Source organism: Runella defluvii (genome assembly GCF_014195535.1).
Lineage (GTDB): Bacteria > Bacteroidota > Bacteroidia > Cytophagales > Spirosomataceae > Runella > Runella defluvii.
Map to the genome: position 1 here is coordinate 443596 of NZ_JACIBY010000005.1, position 25227 is coordinate 468822.

16 protein-coding genes are annotated in these 25227 nt (G+C 44.0%); 8 read left to right on the plus strand and 8 right to left on the minus strand.

The window, feature by feature from the left end; translation table 11 throughout:
- Window positions 1-5 precede the first annotated feature (5 nt).
- Window positions 6-1625 carry a sensor histidine kinase gene (locus FHS57_RS14485; protein WP_183974769.1) on the minus strand — a complete coding sequence of 540 codons (1620 nt, stop codon included), beginning with the start codon at window positions 1623-1625 and terminating at the stop codon, window positions 6-8.
- 342 nt (window positions 1626-1967) lie between these two features.
- Here FHS57_RS14485 and FHS57_RS32180 point away from each other — a divergent pair, with 342 nt between their 5' ends.
- Both FHS57_RS32180 and FHS57_RS14495 read left to right on the plus strand, forming a co-directional pair.
- The gene (locus tag FHS57_RS32180; protein ID WP_183974771.1) at window positions 1968-2282 is read left to right on the plus strand and encodes a LytTR family transcriptional regulator DNA-binding domain-containing protein; all 315 of its coding nucleotides are present in this window, start codon (window positions 1968-1970) and stop codon (window positions 2280-2282) included.
- 53 nt (window positions 2283-2335) lie between these two features.
- Window positions 2336-6814: a DUF7619 domain-containing protein gene (locus FHS57_RS14495; RefSeq protein ID WP_183974773.1), complete on the plus strand. Its 4479-nt coding sequence runs from the start codon at window positions 2336-2338 to the stop codon at window positions 6812-6814.
- 50 nt (window positions 6815-6864) lie between these two features.
- Here the strand turns inward: FHS57_RS14495 and FHS57_RS14500 are convergent, their stop codons facing one another.
- On the minus strand, window positions 6865-7641 hold the full coding sequence (locus FHS57_RS14500) for a type III pantothenate kinase (protein ID WP_183974775.1): 777 nt from the start codon (window positions 7639-7641) through the stop codon (window positions 6865-6867).
- Between the two features lie 280 nt (window positions 7642-7921).
- Here FHS57_RS14500 and lacZ point away from each other — a divergent pair, with 280 nt between their 5' ends.
- The gene (gene lacZ, locus FHS57_RS14505) at window positions 7922-11305 is read left to right on the plus strand and encodes a beta-galactosidase, LacZ type (protein WP_183974777.1); all 3384 of its coding nucleotides are present in this window, start codon (window positions 7922-7924) and stop codon (window positions 11303-11305) included.
- Window positions 11306-11407: 102 nt separating this feature from the next.
- Here lacZ and FHS57_RS14510 read toward each other — a convergent pair whose 3' ends face one another.
- The 4 genes from FHS57_RS14510 to FHS57_RS14525 form a co-directional block, all read right to left on the minus strand.
- A complete protein-coding gene (locus FHS57_RS14510) occupies window positions 11408-13435 on the minus strand; it encodes a CHU_0125 family OmpA-like outer membrane integrity protein (protein ID WP_183974779.1) in 2028 nt (675 codons plus the stop codon).
- A 162-nt stretch (window positions 13436-13597) separates the two neighbouring features.
- Complete coding sequence (locus FHS57_RS14515) at window positions 13598-15019, minus strand: inorganic phosphate transporter (protein ID WP_183974781.1); 1422 nt, start codon at window positions 15017-15019, stop codon at window positions 13598-13600.
- A 21-nt stretch (window positions 15020-15040) separates the two neighbouring features.
- Entirely contained in the window at window positions 15041-15853 is an 813-nt protein-coding gene (locus FHS57_RS14520; protein WP_221225634.1) for a DUF2490 domain-containing protein, read from the minus strand.
- Window positions 15854-16445: 592 nt separating this feature from the next.
- A complete protein-coding gene (locus FHS57_RS14525) occupies window positions 16446-18884 on the minus strand; it encodes an AsmA family protein (RefSeq protein ID WP_183974785.1) in 2439 nt (812 codons plus the stop codon).
- A 63-nt stretch (window positions 18885-18947) separates the two neighbouring features.
- On the opposite strand from FHS57_RS14525, the gene FHS57_RS14530 reads away from it, so the two are divergent.
- Window positions 18948-19919, plus strand: coding sequence for an aldo/keto reductase (locus FHS57_RS14530; protein WP_183974787.1), 972 nt, complete (start codon window positions 18948-18950; stop codon window positions 19917-19919).
- 101 nt (window positions 19920-20020) lie between these two features.
- Here FHS57_RS14530 and FHS57_RS14535 read toward each other — a convergent pair whose 3' ends face one another.
- Together FHS57_RS14535 and FHS57_RS14540 are read right to left on the minus strand one after the other, a co-directional pair.
- Window positions 20021-21385, minus strand: a complete 1365-nt coding sequence (locus FHS57_RS14535) for a DUF2254 domain-containing protein (protein WP_183974789.1) — start codon at window positions 21383-21385, stop codon at window positions 20021-20023.
- A gap of 96 nt (window positions 21386-21481) precedes the next feature.
- Window positions 21482-22381 (minus strand): DMT family transporter, encoded by a 900-nt coding sequence (locus FHS57_RS14540; protein ID WP_183974791.1) that lies wholly within the window; start codon window positions 22379-22381, stop codon window positions 21482-21484.
- 69 nt (window positions 22382-22450) lie between these two features.
- Between FHS57_RS14540 and FHS57_RS14545 the strand changes: the two genes are divergently transcribed.
- From FHS57_RS14545 to FHS57_RS14560, 4 genes are all read left to right on the plus strand, one after another.
- Window positions 22451-23632 (plus strand): thiolase family protein, encoded by a 1182-nt coding sequence (locus tag FHS57_RS14545; protein WP_183974792.1) that lies wholly within the window; start codon window positions 22451-22453, stop codon window positions 23630-23632.
- Window positions 23633-23701: 69 nt separating this feature from the next.
- Window positions 23702-24118 (plus strand): Xre family toxin-antitoxin system antitoxin, encoded by a 417-nt coding sequence (locus FHS57_RS14550; protein ID WP_183974794.1) that lies wholly within the window; start codon window positions 23702-23704, stop codon window positions 24116-24118.
- Window positions 24119-24125: 7 nt separating this feature from the next.
- A complete protein-coding gene (locus tag FHS57_RS14555; RefSeq protein WP_183974796.1) occupies window positions 24126-24365 on the plus strand; it encodes an RES family NAD+ phosphorylase in 240 nt (79 codons plus the stop codon).
- Window positions 24362-24952, plus strand: a complete 591-nt coding sequence (locus tag FHS57_RS14560; protein ID WP_183974799.1) for a pseudouridine synthase — start codon at window positions 24362-24364, stop codon at window positions 24950-24952. The genes FHS57_RS14555 and FHS57_RS14560 overlap by 4 nt, the downstream gene beginning before the upstream one ends.
- The last annotated feature ends 275 nt before the right edge of the window (window positions 24953-25227 follow it).

Below are 25227 nucleotides of genomic sequence, written 5' to 3' on the forward strand. Positions count from 1 at the left end.
GTCTATTAGCTTTTTGACGTGATTTTTGGTTTGACTGTGCAGTCAAAAGACAAATCAAAACGGCAACCTCCATCCTGTTTGAATGTTGCATCACCGTTTAATGTATCCGTCATAAGTCTGATAAGTTGCATACCAAACTCCCCCTTTTTGTGATCAGTAACAAAGCCAGGGCCATTGTCTAAAAATGTAAATGAAATAATACCAGCCTTCAAAGTACATCGAACTATAAGTGAAGGTGCAGGATTATTCTTAAAGGCGTATTTACAGGCATTGGTAGTGAGTTCGTTGACAATTAGTCCCAGCGGAATGGACTTGTCGGTATGCAATCCAATATCCTGTATTTCATAAATGGGACGAATTGAATCAAAATGATAACTCCTTAATACACTTTGAATTAAATCTGGAAGGTAATGTAAAAGATGAATCTCCACCAAATTATCTCCTTGGTACAACCGGTGGTGAGCCATTAACATGGCTTCTATTCTCATCAAACTTTCTTCCATGGTTTCAATGGCAACGGGGTCAGTCAATTGATAAATTTGCAAATTTAATAAAGACGAAACGGATTGTAAGTTATTCTTTGTTCGATGACTTTGCTCTTGAACAAGCAAGGCATTCACCTTACTTATTTTTTGATATTTTATAAATAACCGATAAAAGAGAATACCAGCTATAACTGCCCCCAAGAATAAGGCGAGAACAACTATACTAAGTTTTTTCTGCAACGCCATTTCTTTTTGTTCTGCAATAAACTGCGCTTGTTTCTTTTCGTGTTCATCCAGCAAAATCAAATTTTGAATCGCCTGATTAACCTGACTGTCAAAGTTTTTTATTGTCAATTCTTGACTTTTCTTTTGATACCCAAAAGCCTTTTCCCATTGTTTAGTTTGTTCATAATAACTACCATACACATTCGTCAACAGTTCATGCAGGGCGGGATTCGAAACACTTCCAGCTAAAGAAGATGCCTTATCTAGCCACGGTTTGGCCAATGAAGGCTTGTTTTGTTTCAATAAATCTTCCCCAATACCTGCATAAAGGCTCATAATATTATTTAACAATTTTGCTTTGGTGTACACGTCTAGTGCTTTTTGCTGATACTCACTGCTTTTGTCTGGTTTGTTTTTCAATTTCCATAAGCCGATTAAAAAACCGTAAGCATCTCCAATGTCAAGGGGATTATTGATCATTTTTGCCACTTTGAGACGCTGATTCGCATAGTAAATAGCGCTATCTAATGAGCCTATAGATTTAGAGTAAGGGAGTGGTTGGCTAAGTTTCCAAGTCTCTACATGAAAATGACTTAATAATTTATTGGCTTCCATTTGGCTGCGTAGTGATTTGCTTGCCCGGAAGTTGAGATAGGCTACATATTTATAGTGCAAGGCGGTAGCCGAAAGTGTCGAATAGATGGGGAACCCGGTCATTTGTATATATATTTTCCCAACATCTTCCGACAACCCCATAGGTTCTCTGATACGAAGTGCTCTTAAGAACCATTGTTGTGCTTTGGTATAATCTTTAAGACCAATATACCGTTTCCCCATGATATAGCACATCTCAGCTACTTCTAATGAGTCCCCTTTTTTCCTAACGACTTCGTATTCTTTTTTGGTTTCGAGCAATCGTTCATAGGGGTTTTTAGTGCTTTGCGCCATTAAGTACGAAGCCGAGCATTGGCAAAAAAAGAGCCAAACCAGAAAAATTAGGAACTTGATCCGATTCATATCTCAGGAAATTTACTTAATTCTGAATTATTACGTCAAGTAAAATTATCTAATAAATAAAGAATTTTCTTGTGCTTCCTATTTTTTCAGAGGATAAATTCTTGGTTTCGGCAGGGTCAAACGGAGTTTAAGAAAATTTTTGGTAATAATGTTCCCTATTTTTCTACCTTACTAAACAGTTTTCTTACTTAAGAGAGCTAATTATGTCTAAGGTTTACTATTTCAACCCAGTATATCTTAATGATCACTCAACCGAATTCTCAACGCCCCCTTTTCAAAATAGGGACATACCAATTCCCTCCTGAACAGATAGTTTTATTAGCTGGTGATCGAAATTATACCAAAGCAATATTACTAGACGGTAGTGTTTGGTTAAGTAGTAAAACGCTATCTGTATATGAAGCCGAAGCTCTAGCACTTGGCTTTATTAGAGCACATAAATCTTTCATTATCAATAAAATACATATCAAAAAGATAACGAACAACTATGTACTGTTAGACCACTACCTGGCTCCTATTCCATTATCCAGAAGGAGGCGAAGCAAATTTAAGTGAAGAAATCAACTTTTCTGAATTATTTAATCAACATCCTCTCCCCTTCAAAAACAATGAAACCGACCTTAACCTTATTACTCGTTATTAAAACCGTTCTCGTTTTTTCACAGACGTTTACCATTCCTAAACTTGTGCCTGATGGGCCCGTCAAGACACTTGATTATAGCCCTACACAAGGATTATTGCTTTCTGGGGATTTTCGCTATTTGGGGTATCCTGCCCAAAATATTGCTGTTGTAGATACTGTGGAAGGTAATCCCAAAGGAGGGAGTTTTCCTTTGTTAACTTATTATAACAGGTCGGAAGGAGATAAAGAAATTGTTCCCGACGGAAAGGGAGGCTGGTATATCGCCAATACAAGTCAATATAGAGGGGGAAGCGGCTTAAATGAATTTTATACCCGACAGCAGTATATTATTTATGATTCTACGAATACTGTGAAAGTACTTGACTGTATAGTTCATATTTTACCTAATAACGCTATTGATACTGTTTTCAAAATAAATGCAAATACAACTACTTATCGGATTGTTAATGCTTCCAATATTGTATTTTACAAAAATATACTTTATGCTTGGTGTGACTTAGCTGATAATCAAGGAATTGTTTTTAGAAAAAAATTCTTAGGGATTGATGCTCAAACTGGAAATGTAATTTGGGATTCTAACACAACTCACCGTTCTGACCGAGCGACTGGAGGAATGACAATAATCGGCAATAAGTTATATATGACAGGATACATTAACAGTATTAATGGGACTCCTGTTAATCGAAATACACTTTGTTATAATCTGGATAACCGACAAACTACTAATTGGAATCCCTTAAACAATTTTAATTTTAACTGTAATGGGTGCGGCCCTTTAAGCATAACCTCAAATAAAAATAATACACTTATCATTTCCGCTTTAACCAACCCTAACAATAATACTTATTCCTTGTTTGCTTCCGATACTCTTACAGGCGGCATAATTTGGCAAAGAAATTTCAGCAACTCTTCGCTTCCATTGATTACAGCTGAAGGTTCATTTGGATACTGCTTTGTGGGGTTTTGTTGCAACTTAGGATCTCAAATCTTACGAATGAATATATCGGATGGGCAAACGCTTAAAACCATCTCTTATCCTTCAAATTCTCGTAACCAAATAGAGTTTGACACTACAAAATACTATGTTGGTAATATACAAGGGTTGAAATTATATGGAAAACACCTGTATCTGTGTGGCTATGTTCAAGACGGGACAACCCTAAGAAGAAATGCTGTCCAGATTGATACTACAAGATTTAGAGTAACGGATTGGAAGCCTTTTAACGAGCTTGAAAACAATGAAACCCCAAGCGGCTACTACCGTTCTGTACAAAATATTGTTGTACAAAACGGAAAAGTTTTTATGATGGGTGATTTCAAATTGATAAAATTACGCTTTGCTCCTCAATTAGCCTTAATCGATCCAAACTTAGGTAAACTATTATGGAAACCTATCATTAATCAAAACACAATCAATCTATCTTCTCCTATAGCTACTGCTTTTGAGGGCGATAGTTTAGTTTGGATAGTGCATGGACAAGACAATTTTATTGCTTATGATGCCCGAACTGGATTTATAAAAAGAAGATTCACCGTCTCAGGAATTGGTTCTCTCAAAAAAATCATTGCAATAGATGGTAAATTATTTTTACAAGGGGTATTCCACTCACTTAATGGTTTACCTGTTACCAGTGGGTTTGGCGTCATTGATAAAGACGGAAACCCTTTTCCTTGGGATCCGATTTTTCCAATTTTTTCTGGGCAAGTAAATCAAATACAGCAGCATGGTGAGCTAATATGTGTCGGTGGGCGGTTTACAACCAGTAAAGGAGGGTATAATTTAGCATTTATCAACCGCCATACGGGTGAATTGACGAATTGGAAACCAAATATTACAGAAAAAGAACATATTCGAAATTTTGTTATACAGGGAAATGAGATAATTATTGACCGAGATATTAATTATATATCTCCACCCCAACCAGCAGATTATGGAAAAATAAATATCTCAACGGGAAAGATAATAGCCGATTACTACTACCCAAGTTGCCAAGGTTCTGAAAAAATGATTTCCAAAGAAAAATACATTTTTCTGGACACCTATTGTGGAAGTAGTTCAGGACAAAATGTGGTTTATTTAGATCAGGAATATAAAAAGATAGAAACCAATAAGAAACTCCTTAAACCAATCAAATACACCACCTCTGTTACTACATGGGATTTTCCTGCACCTGAACCCGAAGATATGACCATGGCAGGTACTACTCTTTTTTATGCTTTTGTCGGTTCGGGAAGTTTAGCTCCAATGCCTTTTTTAATGTCCACTACTTTCCCAAAAAACTTCTTTAATAATTCGATTGATTATTTTCCGCAAGCGGGAGGTAATGCAGGTAGTGTTACCGTCAATTTTTATGGATATGGTATTGAAGTAGGCAGCAGTATAAGGTTATTGAAAACAGGTCAAACTTCCATCGTTGTGCCTGATTCTATGACTACCTTTCCTGAAAACTATCGAATGCAGGCTGTTTTAAATCTTAGAAATAAGACAGTTGGCGATTGGGATATTGAAATAACAACGCCTTCAGGAGATAAAAGAGTGATTGCAAACGGATTTAAAATTGAGGAAGCAATCCCCGCGGATATTCATGTTGAAATAGTTGCACCGGCTCAAATCAGAATAGGAGCACCCGCAAAAGTTAAGGTATATGTAGCAAATCGGGGGGATTACAATGCCTATAATGTCCCTGTTTGGCTAACTTTTCCTGCGGATTTAAAAGTTAATGTAAAAGTTTATACTAATACATCCATCGGAACGATATTGCATGATACACTTACAAGGATTCCAATTAAAGGGAATAATGGTGAATTGATAGGATACGCAGGTTGGCTTTCAATCCCAAAATTGAGGGCAGGAGAATTAATTGAAATTCCTTTAACGATTCAAAGCCCGGGGGCAAACCTTATCAATATCGCAGCTTATCCGTCAAGTCCACTTTCAACAGTTCAAGATCCAAACGATAATGCTATAAATGCCAGGATTAATTTTACATTAGATGAAATTAATCCAGCTGATTATAGTTATCCTAAGCTTTTTGAGCCAGCACGCGAATGCTTAGGTGCTCTTGCGGATTTAGCTGGAGCACTGGCAGGCGCAGCAAATCCAGTAATTGGGTGTATAAGAGGAATAGCAGATGCTACTGAAAAAATTGCTAACAAAAGTGGCATAATTGACATTACTGGTTCAGTTATTGGAGCCGTTGCAGGTTGTGGGGGGAAATTTATTCCAATAGTAGGTCCCCTACTTAATGCCATTGATAAATTCAACAATCTAAAAGATATAATTGGTGCTGGCGCTGGCGCTTTGGATAAATGCAATGGTATGAAACCTAATCCCAAAAACGGAGGTTTCGCACCTATTCAGCCCGTAAATATTCGTTCCGGAGACCCCAATGATAAACTTGGCCCCGTTGGGGCAAAGGCCGAAAGATTTGTAACTGGGAAAGACCCATTCAGCTACCTCATACGCTTTGAGAATTTTGATACTGCTACCGCTGCTGCGCAATTTGTGGTTTTAATTGATACCTTGGATAAAAATAAATTTAATTTTTCTACCTTTCAGTTAGGTTACTTCAACGTAGCTGATACTACCTTTTACGTGCCTCCGGGTAAAAAACATCATATTGTAGATTGGGATATGCGTCCCGCGCAAAATCTCATCCTCAGAATGGAAGCCCGATTCAATGATACGACAGGGATTTTGAAAGCAAATTATACCTCTCTTGATCCAAAGACAATGGAATTAACGGAAGATGTATTTTTAGGCTTTCTCCCACCCAATCAAAATCCTCCTGAAGGAGAAGGTGGCCTTGCATTTAGTATTAAACCCAAACAGGATTTACCCAATCTTACAACGATTACGAACAAAGCCTATATTTATTTTGATTATAATGAGGTAGTTCCTACCCCCCCTTGGAGTAATAAACTGGACAAAGGAATACCGAGCAGCCAGATTCAAAGCTTACCGGCGGTCAGTCAAGATACTACAATTGCTCTTCGTTGGGGAGGAAGTGATAATGCCAATGAATCAGGTGTGAAGTTTTACGATATTATGGTTTCTGTCAATAATCACCCATACAAGCCCTTTTTAATAACAACTCCACTTACCTCCGTAAATTTTGTAGGAAAAATAGATTCTACTTATCGGTTTTATTCAATCGCTTATGATAGCGTCTATAACGAAGAACCTGCTCCTGTCACCTTTGATGCCCAAACCAGAATCCAATTAAGCGGCACGATTATTTCTGTAAAATCCGGAGACTGGAATAATCCTTCTACATGGTCATGTAATTGCATACCTACTGTATCCAGTAATGTCCTTATAAAATCAGGCCATGCCGTAAAACTAACCCCCGCTATGGGTGCGCAGGGCAGTAAAAATCTTACGATAGAAGCGGGAGCCGTATTTGATGCTAAAGGAGTATTTGTAGCGGATCCAAAACGATGACTTTTGAGACGCTTTGGGCTTTCAAGATAATAGTTGGCGCCAACCAACTATTATTTTGAAAGCCCCGATACGCGTTCTCCAATGATGCGCAAGCCATCGAGGGTAAGGCTGCGGTTTACTTCCACAAACTCGCCGTGAAGGGTATCAATAATCGACGAAAGCCCACCCGTTGCTAGGGCAATGCAGTCGCCATCGAGCTCCCGCCGAATCCGCGTAATCATGCCGCGCACCAAGCTCTCGTAGCCGAGCAATATCCCCGCCTGAATCGCGTGCGTGGTGTTTTTACCAATGGCCGATTCGGGCAATTTGAGGGGCACTTCGGGGAGCTGGGCCGTGTTTGAAAACAAGGCTTTGACGGCTGTTTTTAGCCCTGGCGCAATGGCCACGCCCAAAATCCGTCCGTCACCCGAGACGGTCGTAAACGTAAGCGCCGTACCAAAATCCACCACAACCGCATTACGTCCGTACTTGGTGTAAGCCGCCACCGCGTTGGCCACCAAGTCGCTTCCTATCTCGTGCGGATGATCAATTTCTACTTTTAGCCCAGGATATACCTCTGGCCCAACCACCACAGGTGGCATCCCAAAAAGCCCCGACAACATACTACGCAAAACGGGCGTCAGTGGCGGTACAACACTGCTCAATACCGTCGTTTGTACGTCCGAAATCAACAAATTTGCTTCCAAAAAATGAAGGCGCAGTTTGGTTTCGTAGTGAGGCGCTCCTTCATCGGTGAGCGAACGTACCCGAAAAATATGCGTCCATTCATCGTTTTGCCATACGCCAAAAACGGTGTCAGTATTGCCTACATCAACGGCTAAAAGCATGATACTTTTGAGGTTAGAATGATTGAAATTTGCGAGCGGATTCCATTCAAGAAAGCAGGTAGGGTAAAACGAGTACCCAATATTTACGCTTCTTTTTTCGTTTTATTCTTATTGGTTCTGCTCAAAGAGCCTTTATTTTGTAAATTATTAATTAACCAATGATGACGCTACTCCTTTTTTTAGACAAAACAAAATACTGATAATCAGCCGTTTTTACCTAAAACAAGGTTTTTTATTCTATTCTTTACTAGCGTTTCTTGAATCTAACCGCTTTTGATTTATGCGCAAATTAAGCGTTTTTTTATCCTTGTTCGTTCCTTGTATTGGATTTGCCCAAGATTTACCCGACTGGGAAAACCCTGCTGTCATTAGTAGAAATACCGAACGCCCTCATACAACGATTGTTCCTTTCAGCGACGAAGCCTCAGCGCTGAAATTTGACCGAGCGGCTTCTCCTTACGTCAAATCACTCAATGGTACGTGGAAATTCAAGTGGGTATCGCATCCTTCAAAAGTTCCAGGTGATTTTTTCCAACAAAATGTCAATACTTCTACTTGGGACGATTTGCCCGTGCCATCCAATTGGCAAGTGGTAGGCGCTCGCGAAGGTCGTCCTTACGACCGCCCTATTTTTTCCAACATCAAGCACCCGTTTCCTGCCTCTCCGCCGCGGATCACCAGCGATACCAACTCCGTGGGATTGTACCGTACTCAATTTAGTCTTCCTGCCAATTGGCAAGGCCGCGACGTTTTTTTGCATTTTGCAGGAGTTCAGTCGGCTTGCTATGTTTGGGTAAATGGCCTTCAGGTGGGGTATCACGAAGACGGAATGACGCCCGCTGAGTTTAATGTCACCAAATACCTACGCGGCGGCGACAATCAGCTGACGGTTCAGGTCATCAACTGGTCGGACGGTAGCTACCTCGAAGACCAAGATTTTTGGCGCATATCGGGAATTTTCCGCGATGTTTATCTCTACACTACGCCTACGATTCACATTCGCGATTACTACGTAGTGACTGATTTGGACGATAACTACCAAAATGCAACGCTAAAAGTGGCGGCTTTTGTCAAAAACTTTTCGTCGCAAGTGCAAGATAAATACCAAGTTAAGTTCAAACTCTACGACCCTTCTGGCCGCCTTGTACAGGACGATTTGGTAAGAAACGTACCAATGATGGATCCAAAAGACGAGTCGTACCTGAACTTAAACGTACCCATTACTTCCCCCGCTTTGTGGAGTGCCGAAGCACCCAATCTTTACAAATTACTGATTCAAGTGATAGACGGCGAAGGACGTACCGCCGAAGTATTAAGTACCCGCGTCGGTTTCCGTGAAGTGAACCTTCGCAATGGTCAGCTATTGGTCAATGGCAAAGCGGTGAAATTTAAGGGAGTCAATCGCCACGAGTTTGACCCAAACACAGGCCGTGTCATCAGCCGTGAGTCCATGATCAAAGACATTGTGTTGATGAAACAGCATAACATCAACGCAGTTCGTAGCTCACATTATCCCAACGACCCACTTTGGTACGACCTCTGCGACGAATACGGCCTGTACGTCATCGACGAAGCCAACATCGAAAGCCACGAGCTTTGGCAACAAAAAGGAATTGTTTTAGCGGCCAATGCCGACTGGAAAGACGCGTTTGTCGCTCGTGGAAAAGCCATGGTGGAACGTGACAAAAACCACCCTTCTATCGTCATTTGGTCGCTTGGAAACGAGTCGGGCATGGGAGGAAATTTTGACAGCATGGCCGAAATCATCCGCCTCATCGACCCTACCCGTCCGCTGCACTACGAAGGTCGCTCCAATTACCCCAAAACCTTTGAAGATGTGGATCAGCCCGTGACGAAGTACGACATCAACGGCACGATGTATCCTTCGGTCAAAGTGATGGAAGCCATGGCCAAGAAAGACCCTAATCGCCCGTTGATTATTTGTGAATACGCGCACTCGATGGGAAATAGCGTCGGAAATTTGAGCGACTACTGGGAGCTTATTGACAAAAATCCCCGAATGCAAGGTGGGTTTTTATGGGATTGGGTGGACCAAGGTTTAACCCTCAAAGACAAAGCGGGCAATTGGTACATCGACCACGTTAACCGCATTGATGGCGCCAACGCAGGCGATGGCTTGGTCAATCCTGACCGCACGCCTCAGCCCGAAATCAACGAGGTAAAACACGTATATCAATACATCAAGTTTTCACCAAAAGATACGCTTTCGGCCCAAAATCAAGCCATTACGCTCCAAAATACCTACAATTTCTTGAGCTTAAAGCCTTTCAAATTGACGTGGCAGCTTCTCGAAAACGGCAAAGTTGTACAGCAAGGCGACCTCAACGACCTGAATGCTGCCCCTGGTGCCAACCAATCGCTTTCTATTCCATTTTCTATGCCGACATCGGGCGGGGAGTATTTCCTGAATCTTAGTGTCAAACTCAAAGAAAACACCGCATGGGCGCAAGCAGGGCACGAAGTGGCTTTTGAGCAACTATACATCAAAAATAGCTACCCAACGGCCAAAACGGTGGTGACGTGGCCAGCCAATGCGACTGTCAAGGTAGGATTGGTACGTGGCGGAGGGATTCAGTTGACCAATCCCCAATTCAAAATCATCTTCGACCGCAAAGTGGCGGGTATCAGTTCTTTTATTTACAAAAATCGTGAACTCATTGCCAAACCGCTCCAGCCTAACTTTTGGCGGGTTCCTACCGACAATGACGAAGGTGGCGGAAAAGACTCTTTTGCAGCACGTTGGAGAGCCGCAGGGTTAGACAGCCTTCGCCGTTTAGGGGGCGATATTCGTATTGAGCAAGTAAGCCCTTCTGTCGCAAAAATTCATACCCAAAGTACGTGGGTAGGCCGTGCAGGGGTTAATTTTGTCGTAAAAACGACTTATACCGTCTTTGGTTCGGGCGATATTGACGTCAGAAACACCATTACGGTCAATGGTAACAACGTACCTCCACTTCCCAAAGTGGGAATGCAAATGCAACTTCCTGCTTCGTTTCGTAACCTTACGTGGTATGGACGCGGGCCGTTTGAAAGCTACCCCGACCGCCTTTCAGCCGCGCGGGTTGGCGAATACAGCGGTACCATTGCCAGCCAACATTTCCCGTACATTATGGCGCAAGAAAACGGCAACAAAAGCGATGTTCGCTGGGCTGCCGTGACAGATTCCGTTGGTTTTGGATTGGCAGTGATGGGTGGCCCAGCGTTTAATTTTAGCGCTCATGACTATACAGACGCTGACCTACTCGCCGCAAAAACTACGCAGCAACTTCCCCACGGACAGGTAAGTGTGTTGAATTTCGACCATCAATTAATGGGGCTAGGTGGCGACGATAGCTGGACACCACGCACGCACGAAGAATACCTTTTGACCGATAAAGAATACGCTTACTCATTTCGTTTGCGGCCATTTGATGCGTCAATGTCGTTGAGTGCCATTACCCAATCGGCACTTCCCGAAATGACCGCCCAGTCGCAAGCAGCATCCGAGTTGGGCGCTCCTGCCTCGATTGTCAAAGAAGAATCATCGGGACAGGAAGCACTTGATGCCCAAGAAGCCGCGATTCGCAAAGCAGAATCACGCAAGTACACCAAGAAAAAAAGCTATCGAAGAAAACCAGCCCCTAAAAAGAAGCGTAAAAGATAGCAGCGTAGTCGGGTTGTGAGCAACCCTCTCCACAACAAAAAGCCCAACTCCTCGGAGTTGGGCTTTTTGTTGGTTCACCAATAACAGATAACCGCGCGCTACTTAGTAACTCAAAATCGTAAACTCTGTACGACGGTTCTTTTGGTGTTCTTCTTCGGTTTGTGCTTTCTTTATAATCAAGCGCGTTTCACCGTATCCTTTGGCCACCAATCGGTCTTTCTCAATGCCTTTTGACACAATATAGTCAACAGCCGACTGCGCACGGTTTTGCGAAAGTTTGTTGTTATAGGCATCCGTTGCACGGTCGTCGGTGTGAGAACTCAGCTCAATTTTGACCGTCGGGTTATCTTTCAAAATCTGAACCAGTTTATCCAACTCTACTGCGGCATCGGTACGGATGTTGAATTTATCTAAATCGTAGTAAATGTTTTCGAGCACAAACGTCTTGTTCAATGCCAAGCGGTCGAGTTTGAAGGCCACATAAAACGTCGTATCCATCGTTAGTTTTTTACGGAAAATTTGCGGAATTGCTTTTCCAGACATCGAGAAAGCGTCGCGTTTTGTGATATAGCCCTTACGTTCAATCAAAAGCGTGTAATCTTTTCCTTCCTCCAACGGGAACGTTCCAAAAATACCTCCATCGCGGCTAATTCCTTGTCCTACCAAGCTATCCGAGCTTACTTCGTACATTTTCACCACTGCCGAATCGAGCGTTGCAGCAGGCGTATCGTTTGAACTTACCGTTCCTGCTAAGAAATAATTAACGATTTTGGGAGGTTCAGGTTTACCAACGGTACGGCGGCGCGGGTCATCAATCGGCAATTTTTCCAATTCGGCCAACTGCGTCGAATCCAGTCCCACACTTTCATCCTCAAAAAGGTAAATGTCATCGTCGCCTTTTCCGCCCGTGCGGTTAGAAGCAAAGAAGCCAAAACGCATTTCATCATCGACATATACCATCCCGAAATCATCAAAACGCGTATTAATAGGTGGCCCAAGGTTCTCGACCGTAATCACCCCTTGCGAACGAGTAGCAACAAACACGTCCAATTTTCCTAATCCTGGGTGGCCATCCGAAGAGAAATAAAGTTTTGAGTCGGGGCCTACATACGGGAACATTTCATCGCCTGGCGTATTGATGTCTTTGCCCATGTTGACGGGTTTACTAAAACGCCCAGAGGCATCCATATTGGCCCGATAAATGTCAATTCCTCCAACTCCGCCTGGGCGATTAGAACAAAAATACAGCGTGCGCCCGTCGCGCGAGAAAGCGGGGTTGGCATCCCACGAAGCGGAGTCGCTCACAGGAATCATGCGCGGTTCTGACCATTTTCCACTGACCAAACGACTCAGGTACAAATCGCAATCAGCCGTTCCTTTTTTACCCCCCGTATTAGCGCGCGAAAACACGACAGTTTTACCATCTTTGGTAAAAGTCACGTCGGCTTCGTTGACACCTTCCAAGAAAGACGCAGGGCTAAATGGCTCGGGTTCGCCTGAGGTTTCGGCGTATTCGTCGGCGAGTTTCACTTTATAAATCCCCAACATCGGCATACCGTTTGTTTTGTAAGCGGTATTTTTTCGAGTAGAGGCAAAAATCAAGTTTCCATCTTTTACAAAAGGGCCATATTCCCCGCCTGCGGTATTCAACTTTTCGAGGTTTTGCACCCGATAAAACGTTTTTTTATCTCGCAAAACGTCAATCGAACGCAGCGTGTAGAGCTCCCGATTGGCCTTTTCTACGTTTACTTTATTGGTAGGATTGCTGGCCAAATATTTCTCCAATTGTTTGGCTGCCTCTGCGTACTCGCCCGAGGCTTTGAGCATGTACGCGTAGTGAAACGGTATTTCGGGATCGGGATTGCCCGCTTCCAACGCCTTTTTGTAGTAAGGAGCAGCTAACTCGAAGCGGTTAGATAAGCGGTACGATTCGGCCAATAGATAGTTGGTACGCGAAGGTTCGTAGTTTGCATTTGCAACGGTGCGGAGGTCTTTGATAGCCAACTCATACTCCCCTTTGTCAAACTTAGAAATACCCTCCTTAAACATTGACTGGGTGGAGTTACAAGCCGTGAAGAGGGTCAAGCAACCCACAAAGGCCAAACTGGATATAAAGAAATGCTTTTGCATAAGCGATCGGGACAAAACGTAAGCGGCTAATTTAACGAAATCGTTTTTTTCTGCTAAACTTTAACGCTAAAAGTTGCTGAAATGTTGCATTGGTTCTATATCATAAAAAAACGCTGACAGCTTAAAAATACTGTCAGCGTTCTTTATTATAAGCTATTTAGCTTAGAAAATCCAACGGAAAAAGACATACAAGGTAAATGACAAGAAAATAGAGACAGGCAACGTAAGCACCCAAGCCATCAAGATATTCCGCACGGTTTTGGCTTGGAGGTTTTTAATCCCTTTGCTAGCCACCATCGTACCCGCAATCCCCGACGAAAGCATGTGGGTCGTACTTACTGGCAATCCAAAGCCCGAAGCAATCCCAATTCCCATACTGGCCACCAATTCAGCCGAAGCACCTTGGGCATACGTCAAGTGCGACTTACCGATTTTCTCGCCTACTGTTACTACAATACGCTTCCAACCGACCATCGTCCCTAAGCCCAACGACAACGAAATCATCAATACCACCCAAAAAGGTGCGTAATCTGTCAAACGGCGAAGTCCTTTTTTGTCGTCCGTGTTTTCTTTGATGATTTTCTTGTCTTGGTCGCTCATGCTCACCGACTCGCTGTCCATCAATTTCTTCAAACTGCTGTTAATCACCAAAATATCACGACGAGCTTCTAAGCGGGCATTGGGTTCGATATGTCCCGCTGAGTCGGCAGCGCTAATCACTTTCATCAAATCTTCGGTGCTACCATTGACTTTTGCCAAACGCTTTTTGTCTTCAATGCCAAGCAGTGTGGTGTCAATTTTACTCACCGTTTGCTCAATCGCCACCAAGTTATCTTTTACCATGCGTGGGTCAATCTGGTCGTTCAACGAAAAGTAAGCAGGAACAACCCCAATCAAAATCAACATCACCAAACCGACGCCTTTTTGGCCATCGTTGTTTCCGTGAAAAAAGCTCACGCCCGTACAAGTCAAAATCAAAATCGCACGAATCCAAGTTGGAGGTTCTTGGGTTTTCTTGGGTTCGCTAAATACTTGTTCACGCGCTTCTTTGCTCAACGCACGGCGCAATGCAAACATCAACACCACCGCCAAGCTGAAACCCACCAACGGAGAAAGCAACAAAGAAGCGAAGATTTCGGTCGCTTTCGTCCAGTTAACCCCTGCGCCGTCGGCCGCCTCGGGCATCATCGAAAACGCCAAACCAACTCCCAAAATCGACCCAATCAAGGTGTGCGAGCTGGATGCTGGCAAGCCAAAATACCACGTACCAAAGTTCCAGATGATCGCACTCAATAGCAGCGCTAACACCATGGCAATGCTATGGTAGATATTTTGATCTATCAGTAGTTCCACGGGCAGCAAGTTGACGATACCCATCGCCACGGCAATCCCTCCTAAGATTACCCCTAAAAAGTTACAAAATCCCGACCACACGACCGCCGTTGTTGGCTTGAGTGAGTTGGTATAAATAACGGTAGCTACGGCGTTGGCAGTGTCGTGAAAACCATTCACAAACTCAAATGCACAAGCGCACAAGATACAGATAAACAGGAGGATGAAGATGTCAGTCTCTAAGCCAAACATGATTTTAGAAATAAAAGTGAATTAATGAGACGCCTTCTTTTTAAAAAGCGACTCCACATTGGACAGTACAAAGTTCAGTTGCAAAATATTATTCAAATCGACGTTGTTCTTATCGGTATTGTTAAATCTAAAAATGGTTTGCTGCATGTACGATGCTTCCACACTGTAATGGTGATTGAGGCGATACCCCAAGCCAACCAATGCACGATTTTGGTCAAACAAGTGTAAGTTGCTGATATTCTTTCCCATGTTCAAGAAAAGCTCATTATACGCTTGTGCATAAAGGGTTTTGTCTCCCATTTGGGCTTTATTAAGCGGCAAGGTCAACTTGGCTTGGTAGCGAAAACGCTCGCGGTAATTCGTTTCCGAAAAGTCGCCGCCATACACAAACGATTTGTCGTTTAGTGCTTGGTTTTTGCCGAGCCAACGAAACTCGTAGCGAAAACGGTGATCTACCCGAAGGCGTCCTAGGTTTTGGGTAAGAATAACTTGCGGCGACACGCGCAATTCAGAAAAAAATGCAAACGGTGTTCCTTCCGCAAAACGATTGGAACCAATCCATCCGAAAGGCATCAACGATATTCTGATAGTAGGATTGACTTGGTAATGAATAAAGGGGCGAAAAACGTGCTGATTGAGGTTATTGTAGGGGTTGCCCGTGGTCGTTTCTGATTTGTATGCTCCTTGCATATCCTGACGACGGTGCTGGTTTTCTAACTGCCAAGAAAATTTTCCCGCGATTTTCCCCGAGATGTTCACATCTGTCCAACCATTCGCAATGTGATAATAGCGTCGTGGGCTTTGTGAGACTGATGGCAAGGAGGTAGAAACCATAATAAGCAAAAGCGCCCCGATAAAATTTAGAATGAAAGTTCTGTTCGGTAAAAAAATGTGTCCTGACGTACAGAACAGCAAACAACGAATTGATGTCATTGAATGATGTGCAAAATTAAGAATGAGAGTGTGTAGTAAGTATGTGTCGAGTATTACCAAATTGTTAAATTCAAGCACCACAAGCTCGAAGTTTCTTACTTAGCAGTCTCTTTTTGAGGGCGATGTCAGAATTTTATTGCTGTTTTTGGTCAATTTTCGATTCAAAAGTGGTGTCAGTGCAGGGATGTTGTAAAATTTCATTTGTTACCAAATCATTAATTTTGTGTTAATTTTTCAAAGGTCAGGTTTTCAGCGAGTTGTATTTACTTTGAGACACTTCTCCCGAACTTTTTTCTAAAAAAAATGACGCAAGAAACCCGAACCATCCACAAAATTATTGATTATCAATATTTTAACAAACAAAAAAGCACAAAAAGGAAGGAGATTATCTCCCTTTTTGTGCCACTGATAAAAAAGTAAAGACGAAAGCTTAACCTAAAAAAGTGAAGAGACTAAAACGCGACGCAGCCTCCAATGTTAAGAAATTGTTATGTCATCGTTGTGGTCGCCTTATTTTTTTGCGCCAATCCATGTCATACTTGAGTCGGATTTCGCCCCGCTCATCCACCGCCCGAATCAGCAAATTGTTTCCATCCAACGTTTCAAGTTCTTCTTCTTCTGGATTACGCTTGAGGTTATTTAAAGGGATGTGTACCAACAAATCCGTTTTATCGCCAAAACTGTACGTTCCTCCCACAAAAAAAGTCAATACACTAGATGCTACCTTCATTTGATTCATCGACAACTCTTGGCCTTGAAGGACAAACTCATTTTTAAGACCCTCAAACTGAATTTTTTGAAAATTGCGGCGTTTAAAAATCACTTTTTGAATCCGTAGAAGTGGCTTAAAGTGATTAAGTTGGCCATTGATTAAATGAAAACTCAATTGCCCCTTCATAGTCTTCGGCAATAACTGAAACTCCTTGTCTAATTGGGTACTATACGTAAAGTCCGTACTCAGCGTTCCGCTCAAGTTTTGGTCAGAAACGGTTTGTTGTCCAAAGTTTTCAAACGCATAAAACACCTTTTGTACGTCGGCATTGGCCACTTTTCCTTTGGCATACAACCGATGGGTCGGCAAATCGAACTGCTCAATGCCGCCCGTCACCCGAAAATCGCCCCCAAAAGCGTGCATTTTTACGTCTTCACAACGGATAGCTTGGCGAGTCATATATACCCTCCCGCTCACTCCCTGCGCCTCAAACTTCCGATAATGCACCCGTCGAGCCGCCAAATGAACTTTTAAATCCAAATTTTGAATAAACTTCGAGGTAATATCCGTCAATTGTTTTTTGGTGGTTTTTTGGGGAGTTGGGCGGTAATTTCGGATCCAGTCTAAGCCCAAATCAGGCGCAAAAATCGAGACCTTTGCCTTCACCGAAGCTGTTGTTCCAAAGGCATAAGGGGTTAATCCTGTCACATTGCCACTCACCCGCACTTGATTTTTTTGGTGATATACGTGCAAATAAGTTAAATCCGCTTTGTCTTCCGCAAACCGCACGAAGCCATCTACACGCTGAATATCTATTTGCTGGGGTGTGTATAAAAACGCCACCTTTTCTAGCTTGGCATTTCCGTCAAGTTTACCGTTTAGGCGGTTGGTTTTTGGGTCAAAAATGGGAGAAATTTTACCTTTATAACAAAAATTCACCACAACATTCCCCGATTTAGGCTGAACCTGATTGGGGTCAAAAAGCGCCTTACACCGAGCCACATTGGCTTTGGTATTGCCTTCCATGTGTAAAAATGGGTCGTCAAAATCAGTAATGGTAAACGACAAATTCATGGGAATAACGCCGTACAACAGCCCACTCACATGTGGGGCAACCAAACGAGAGTTCTGATTGCTAACGGGCAACGACGTATCGGAGCGGTTGGTAAAATGGGCACGTCCCACTGTCTGCGAGAGTGGCCCAATCGCACTTTTGTACAAAAACGTTTGGGTCTGCACCTCCACTTCAATATGAGGATCGGCACCAGTCCTCAATGGCCCATCGACACTCACTTCGGCTTTGACAACGGGCAGTACTTTATGTTTAGCGATACGTTTGGCCAATCGTCGCGGTAAAATCGACAACGCTCTTGGCGCAGCGATGGTGTCAGTACTGACAAACAATTGTACCCGACCTTCGTCTTTAAAATCAAAACTGCCCCGTAATCGAAACGTATCTTGCTCCACTAACACTTCAGAAGGGCCGATACCCACGCGTCGGTGGAGGTCGTACGACAAATGTAAGTCGAGTTCTGTCGCTTTATTTTCCAGAAAACCTCCCCGATTCAGGTTAAAAGTCAACTGGCGAAACTGCGTTTTTCCCCGCAGGTGTACCCACAAACAGGTATCGGTGCGTTCGAGGTCGTTGGTTATTTTTTCCAAACAAAAATGAATGTCTTTTCCTTTCAACGAATCTTGCAAATGCACTTCCATTTCCTTCACCTTTACTTGGCGAAGGCTTTTGAGTAACTCTTTCCCCAACGAACCCTCTGCGCTGGTGGTTGTATCTTGGGTCGATGAAGAATCTTTGGGTGCAACTGCCTGCAAATTGCTGTACCCGTTTTTATCCACAAAAACCGATAACTTTCCTTTATCAACCGTTACTGAATTGATTTGCAATTGCTTACGAAGTAGTTGCCGCAGGTCGATGTGAACTGTCAATCGTTCCAACGCCAATAGTTCTTTGTGGTGAATTGCGTAGGCACTGTCGCGCAAATGAATGTCAAAAAGCGTAAACGACAAGCCAAAACCGCCTGCAAAAGGAGTAAAATCAAGTTTACGGGCCGTCACCGTCCCACGGATGCGGGCATTGGCTTCTTTGAGTAAGTACTGAAATACATCGTCGCGGTACTGGTATGCCCACGTCAACGCCCCGCCTGCGAGTACCGCAAAAGTGCCCAAAATGTAAAGCCCTATTTTAAGAAATTTCGGAAACGGCATGACTGTTGGAAAGTAACACGACAATATACACTACTTTTAGCTGAAAAAATCGTACCAATACAAATGCACTACCGAAGATTTGGAAGAACCGATTGGCAAGTAAGCGAAATCGGCTACGGAATGTGGGGCTTGGCAGGCTGGACTGGCTCCGAAGAAAACGAATACACCACCGCCCTCGACCGCTCGGTGGAATTGGGCTGCAACTTTTTTGACACGGCATGGGGCTACGGCGCAGGGCAAAGCGAACAGGTGCTCGGCCAACTCGTGAAACGTCACGCCGACAAGCGATTGTACGTGGCCACCAAAATCCCTCCCAAGAATTTCAAATGGCCATCGAAGCCCGAATACAGCTTGGAGGAATGCTTTCCTGCTTCGCACATTGTGGAATACACTGAAAAAAGCCTCAAAAATCTCGGCGTCGAAACCATTGATTTACAACAATTTCACGTATGGGAAGACCAATGGGCACAACACGAAGAATGGCAAAAGGCGATTGAACAACTCACACGTGAGGGCAAAGTACAGCATTGGGGCATCAGCGTCAACCGCTGGGAACCTGATAATGTATTGAACACGCTTCGCACGGGCTTGATTTCGGCCGTTCAGGTCATTTATAATATTTTCGACCAAGCGCCCGAAGATACTCTTTTCCCCCTTTGCCGTGAGCTGGACGTGGCCGTGATTGCGCGGGTACCGTTTGACGAAGGAACGCTCACAGGGACGTTTACCAAAGAAACGACCTTCCCAGCCAACGACTGGCGTAGTACGTATTTTGTGCCCGAAAACTTGATTTCGAGCGTAGAGCACGCCGACGCACTGCGCCCGTTGATTCCTAGTGGCATGAATATGCCCGAAATGGCTTTACGGTTCATTTTAAACAACTCGGACGTGGCAACGACCATTCCTGGGATGCGAAAACTTAGAAATGTCGAGGCCAACATCGCTACTTCGGACGGTCAAGAACTATCTGCCGACCTGATTGACGCCCTCAAAGGCCACCGCTGGGACCGCACGCCTACGAGCTGGAGCCAATAAATGTGTTGAAGGTTGCTGACAATCCGAATGTCGAATGCAGAGTGCAGAATGTCGAATAAGAAATACCCCATTCGACATTCTCCATTCTGCACTCGACATTCTCATTCATAGCATTTTGCTATTGCTTTCAATGAACTACGGAATTGTGCTTGTTTCCTAGAAAGTACCACTGAAGTAGGTGTTTTTTCACCGATTGCTTCCAAAGCCCCTTCGTAAAATTCGGCCAAATGGTCGCGGAGGCTATTGCGGTGTTCTTTTCGGGGAAAAGTTGCGGTTAATTTCCCTTTTTGTTCTTCATCGTGAAGGTACTGTAATTCAAAGTCTTCTACCTGTCGAAACAACACATTTAGCTTGTCTTCCGAAGGCATAAAAGGTAGCAAATTCGTGATGGTTTTCAGTAAATGCCGTACGACGATATAATCTTCTTTTCCCCAAAAATAGATTTGGTCAAACGCCAAATCCACCAATTGCTCAAAGCTAAACTCCCGTAAGTGAATGTTCTTTTGAGCCAACAGCTTAGCTTCCCGCGAATTTGCTTCGCTTTGCGCAGCCCGTTGGATAATCGAACCAAGGTAGTCGATACAATTGAGGGCCGTCGTTGGGTCATTGACCGCGGGCGAAATGGCTTTGATGGCAATGTCCACCAATTGGCGAATCCCGAACGGAATATCCTGTTTATAACTTCGGAACTTATCAATGACAAAACAGCCCTGAATCGGCTTTGTCAGCTGTGCATAAAAATCGCGCATCGCGGGCGGACAATCAATGTCTGCAAGCACCCCTCCTTTAATCACAAAACTCCCGATGTGCGGTCGAACGGTCATTTTTACCTCTTTTTCCAACGGAAACAAGGCCTCCAATGCCTCGTAGCGAATGGAATCCAAATAACCACTTACGGGGGCTAAGATTCGTACCTTTCCCGTCTCCACTTCGGTAGGAGATAGCGACTCATACAGTTCGTCAATTTCTTCAATGGTGCGACGAGCAATATTTTGGGTAATGCTGGAGGCATTGATATTGCCAACAATGTGGTGAATAAACAAAGGGAATACCATCAGAATCAGGTAAAAACTACCGACGATGCCAAATTTCGGGTAAATCAACGATGCCTCCGACCAGCCGAAATACTGAAGCCCCATCAGGTACCCCACGCAGGCCAAAAACGACCACAAGAAAAAACGGCTAAAGTGGTCGTATTCAAAAAAAGAGCGGATAATTCGGGGCGAAAATTGTACGGAAGCCAACTGCAAAGCCACAAACACAAACGAGAAGGTGGTCACCACGATGGTTGTCAAAATCCCCGCCAGTGCTGTCAGATAGCCATCTAACAATACCCCCTTTTGACCTGGTTGCCAACCATGTAACCCAATGGTCAGCAGAGCGGTAATGATGTAAGAAGTAAGCATCAGCCAAACCCAGCTAGATTTGACCTGCTCATGGAATTTATACAATCGACGGAAAAGCATTTTTACCAAAATTACGTTCCGCCAAAATTACCTTTTTTTAAATGTCGAATAAAAAATGTTCCCCATTCGACATTCTGCACTCGACCCTCGACATTCCTATTTATTGCCTTTCCAGCCAATCAAAAATACGCCCAATAGCACCAGCAGCGTTCCGACAATTTGTAAGGCTGAAATTTGTTCTTCCAAAACGACCGTTGCCACAAAAATGGTAAAAACAGGGCCAATACTAGCAATAATGGCGGCATTGCCTGAGCCTATTCGTTTGATTCCCTCGGTCAGAGCGAAGGAGGGTAACACCGTAATAAACAGCGCCATTACCAGCCCAATCCAATAAACTTCCGACGGGTAATGACCTATGTGTAGCCCATTTTCCACAAAACAATGGATAACCGTCGGTACGGTAGCAGCTATCATGGCATAAGCCGTGAATTTTTGGGCACCGATTTGAGAAATGATCTTATCACTTCCCACCAAATAAACCGCATACACCAACCCGCTGATAATCACCCAAAAAGAACCCCAAAACAAATCCTTTTGCTGGGATGAATCTACGTTTTGGGCAAAAGCCAGCACGATACCCGTATAAGTCAGCGCCACTGCTCCTATTTGAAGTTTGGTAATCGCCTTTTTCCGAAAAAAAGCATTGATTAACAACACAAACGTTGGATAAATAAACAATAAAATGCGCTCCAAGCTCGCTGTAATGTAATGGAAAGCCAAAAAGTTGAAATAGCTCGCAAAATAGTAGCCCGTGATTCCCATCGAAACCACCCATAGCCATTGTTTGGGTGTAAAACGGACGTTATCTTTTTGGGAAGAAAGCCGCCAAGCGATGAGTCCATAAAAAGGAACAGAAAGCCCCATGCGCAGGGTTAGAAGTGAAATCGCATCAATCTCATGACGGAAAGCTAACTTGACAAAAATGCCTTTCATGGCAAAACAAAAAGCAGCAAAGAATACAAAAATGGCACCAAGCCAGTAATACGGTCGAGTCATATTGAACAAACCGAAAAACCTTTACCTTTGGTTCTTTATATCTTAAACCAATTTATTTTCATCATCGACATGCAATCGGTTTATATAGTATCCACGGCCCGCACTCCCATCGGAAGTTTTGGGGGTTCTTTGTCAACGGTTTCCGCTACGCAATTAGGAGCGGCCGCCATCCGCGGGGCACTTACCAAAGCTAATATAGATTCCAACCTAGTTCAAGCGGTATATATGGGCAATGTCGTTTCGGCCAATCTCGGCCAAGCGCCTGCGCGCCAAGCAGCTATCTTTGCAGGACTTAGCAAAAACGCTACTTGCACAACCGTCAACAAAGTGTGTGCGTCGGGCATGAAAGCCATGATGATGGCCGCCCAAGACATCCTACTCGGCGACGCCGATGTGGTAGTTGCGGGAGGAATGGAAAACATGTCTCAAATTCCGTTTTACCTCGACAAAGCCCGTTTTGGTGGCTATGGCTATGGCAACGGAACCTTCATCGACGGTCTTGCCAAAGACGGCCTTACCGATGTCTATGGCGGCATGGCCATGGGCGTATGCGCCGATGCTACCGCCAGCAAATACGGTTTCAGTCGCGAAGAGCAAGATGCGTTTGCCATTGCTTCTTACCAACGAAGTGCCGCCGCTTGGAGCGAGGGGAATTTTCAGCAGGAAGTAGTACCCGTTCAAATTCCCCAGAAAAAAGGTGACCCTACTACGTTTGCTCAAGACGAAGAATATAAAAATGTAAAATTTGACAAAATCCCGTCGTTGCGGGCTGCTTTTACGAAAGAAGGCACCGTGACTGCGGCCAATGCTTCTACCATCAACGACGGAGCCGCGGCGACGATTTTGATGAGCGAAGCCAAAGTCAAAGAACTCGGTATCACTCCGTTGGCGCGCATTGTGTCATTTGCCGATGCCGAGCAAGAACCCGAATGGTTTACCACCGCGCCTACCGTTGCCGCACCGAAAGCCCTCAAAAAAGCAGGACTGAGTATAAGCGATATTGATTATTTTGAAGTAAACGAAGCGTTTTCTGTCGTGACGATGGCCTTTATGAAAGAAATGGGCATATCGCACGAGCAAACCAACGTGTTTGGCGGAGCGGTATCGTTGGGCCACCCACTTGGCTGCTCGGGAGCGCGCATCGTTGTAACGCTTCAAAACGTGCTCACGCAAAAAGGAGGCAAATACGGCCTAGCCGCTATTTGTAACGGCGGAGGCGGCGCTTCGGCCATGATTATTGAGAAGGTTTAAAGCGTTTTAGGGTTCTCAGGAACAAAAGTGTGCCAAATTGCAGTTATATTTGTGTCAAATAACAAAGGCATGATTACACAACCTCAACAATCGTCTTTTCTGTTGTTGACCTTCGATGACCCTTTTTTACTCATCGAAAAAACGCGAGAAGGTCTTACTAAAAACGATGCCGATGCGTTGGGCAATGTCTATGACCTCAATGACCGCGAAATGGCCCGAATTTTAAACCTGTCCGAGCGTACTTACCATCGCTACAAAGAAGACGCTCGTCTTGATGCCAGCGCCTCTGATCGGTTATTGCAACTGAAGAAAGTTCTTCAATACGGAGAAAGCGTTTTTGAGAGCCGAGAAAAGTTTCAGCGCTGGTTACGACGCCCCTTGCGAACTATGAATGGGGAAGCCCCGATTCAGTTATTGGCCACAATCACGGGCTTAAACGTAGTAGAAACTGCCCTAGGGCGCATCGAGTACGGCGTTTATATTTAGATGATGCATGTTTTTCGCCTTCAAAAAGCCAAGTTTTCACGGTTGGAATAGCATTTATACTTCGCCTACTACTCAACAATTTACGAACGACTGGGTTAAACAGCAATCTTCGCTGATAATGGCCATTCCTTCGGTGATTGTGCCTATGTCATTCAATTACCTCATCAATCCGAATCACCCAAGGATGCAAGAAATAAAGGTGGTGGAAAGTATTCCCTTCTCGTTCGATAGCCGATTTTTTAAATGAAATACCGTTACTTCCTGATTTATAAGCCCTACGGAATGATGTCGCAATTCTCAAAAGAAGGCGACAAGCCCACGTTGGCTGATTTACCGTTTGACTTCCCGAAAGATATTTACCCCGTTGGTCGCCTTGATGCTGATAGCGAGGGGCTGCTACTTTTGACCAACGACACGTTCCTTAACAACCGTCTTCTCAATCCTAAGTTTAAGCATCAGCGTACTTATTTTGTGCAGGTGGATGGGCAAATTTCGGAGGAAGCTTGTCACAAACTTCAAACGGGCGTAACGATTTCGATTGATGGAAAACCACACACGACCTTGCCCGCTAAAGTGCAACAACTGGTCAATGAACCGCTTTTGCCTGAACGTAATCCTCCCGTACGATTTCGCCAAAACATCCCGACGAGTTGGGTAGCCCTTACGCTTCACGAAGGAAAAAACCGCCAAGTACGCCGCATGACGGCCGCCGTTGGGTTTCCGACGTTACGGTTGGTTCGTTGGTCGATTGAGGACGTAAAATTGGGTTCGCTTCAACCCTCAGAAGTGAAAGAAGTAGAGAAAGAATGGCTTTTTAAAAAATTACGGTGCTGAAAATCGTGCTGAGGGATGCTCTCATCCCGAAAAAAAGGTTTCTCAAAATCGTGCTAAGGGATACTCTCATCCCGAAATAAGGTTTCTCAAAACCTTGCGATACTCGGTTTTGAGAAACCTCAGGCGTGGTTATAAGTAACCACTGGCACAAAAGCGTGCTGAGGGATGCTCTCATCCCGAAAATAAGGTTTCTCAAAACCTTGCGATACTCGGTTTTGAGAAACCTCAGGCGTGGTTATAAGTAACCACTGGCACAAAAGCGTGCTGAGGGATGC

What these genes read in the sequence shown, in the direction of transcription:
- lacZ (WP_183974777.1), top strand. Translation starts at nt 7,922, where the DNA reads ATGCGCAAATTAAGCGTTTTTTTATCCTTGTTCGTTCCTTGTATTGGA.
- FHS57_RS14510 (WP_183974779.1), bottom strand. Translation starts at nt 13,435, where the DNA reads ATGCAAAAGCATTTCTTTATATCCAGTTTGGCCTTTGTGGGTTGCTTG.
- FHS57_RS14515 (WP_183974781.1), bottom strand. Translation starts at nt 15,019, where the DNA reads ATGTTTGGCTTAGAGACTGACATCTTCATCCTCCTGTTTATCTGTATC.
- FHS57_RS32180 (WP_183974771.1), top strand. Translation starts at nt 1,968, where the DNA reads ATGATCACTCAACCGAATTCTCAACGCCCCCTTTTCAAAATAGGGACA.
- FHS57_RS14520 (WP_221225634.1), bottom strand. Translation starts at nt 15,853, where the DNA reads ATGGTTTCTACCTCCTTGCCATCAGTCTCACAAAGCCCACGACGCTAT.
- FHS57_RS14555 (WP_183974796.1), top strand. Translation starts at nt 24,126, where the DNA reads ATGTTTTTCGCCTTCAAAAAGCCAAGTTTTCACGGTTGGAATAGCATT.
- FHS57_RS14500 (WP_183974775.1), bottom strand. Translation starts at nt 7,641, where the DNA reads ATGCTTTTAGCCGTTGATGTAGGCAATACTGACACCGTTTTTGGCGTA.
- FHS57_RS14495 (WP_183974773.1), top strand. Translation starts at nt 2,336, where the DNA reads ATGAAACCGACCTTAACCTTATTACTCGTTATTAAAACCGTTCTCGTT.
- FHS57_RS14535 (WP_183974789.1), bottom strand. Translation starts at nt 21,385, where the DNA reads ATGCTTTTCCGTCGATTGTATAAATTCCATGAGCAGGTCAAATCTAGC.
- FHS57_RS14525 (WP_183974785.1), bottom strand. Translation starts at nt 18,884, where the DNA reads ATGCCGTTTCCGAAATTTCTTAAAATAGGGCTTTACATTTTGGGCACT.
- FHS57_RS14550 (WP_183974794.1), top strand. Translation starts at nt 23,702, where the DNA reads ATGATTACACAACCTCAACAATCGTCTTTTCTGTTGTTGACCTTCGAT.
- FHS57_RS14540 (WP_183974791.1), bottom strand. Translation starts at nt 22,381, where the DNA reads ATGACTCGACCGTATTACTGGCTTGGTGCCATTTTTGTATTCTTTGCT.
- FHS57_RS14530 (WP_183974787.1), top strand. Translation starts at nt 18,948, where the DNA reads ATGCACTACCGAAGATTTGGAAGAACCGATTGGCAAGTAAGCGAAATC.
- FHS57_RS14545 (WP_183974792.1), top strand. Translation starts at nt 22,451, where the DNA reads ATGCAATCGGTTTATATAGTATCCACGGCCCGCACTCCCATCGGAAGT.
- FHS57_RS14560 (WP_183974799.1), top strand. Translation starts at nt 24,362, where the DNA reads ATGAAATACCGTTACTTCCTGATTTATAAGCCCTACGGAATGATGTCG.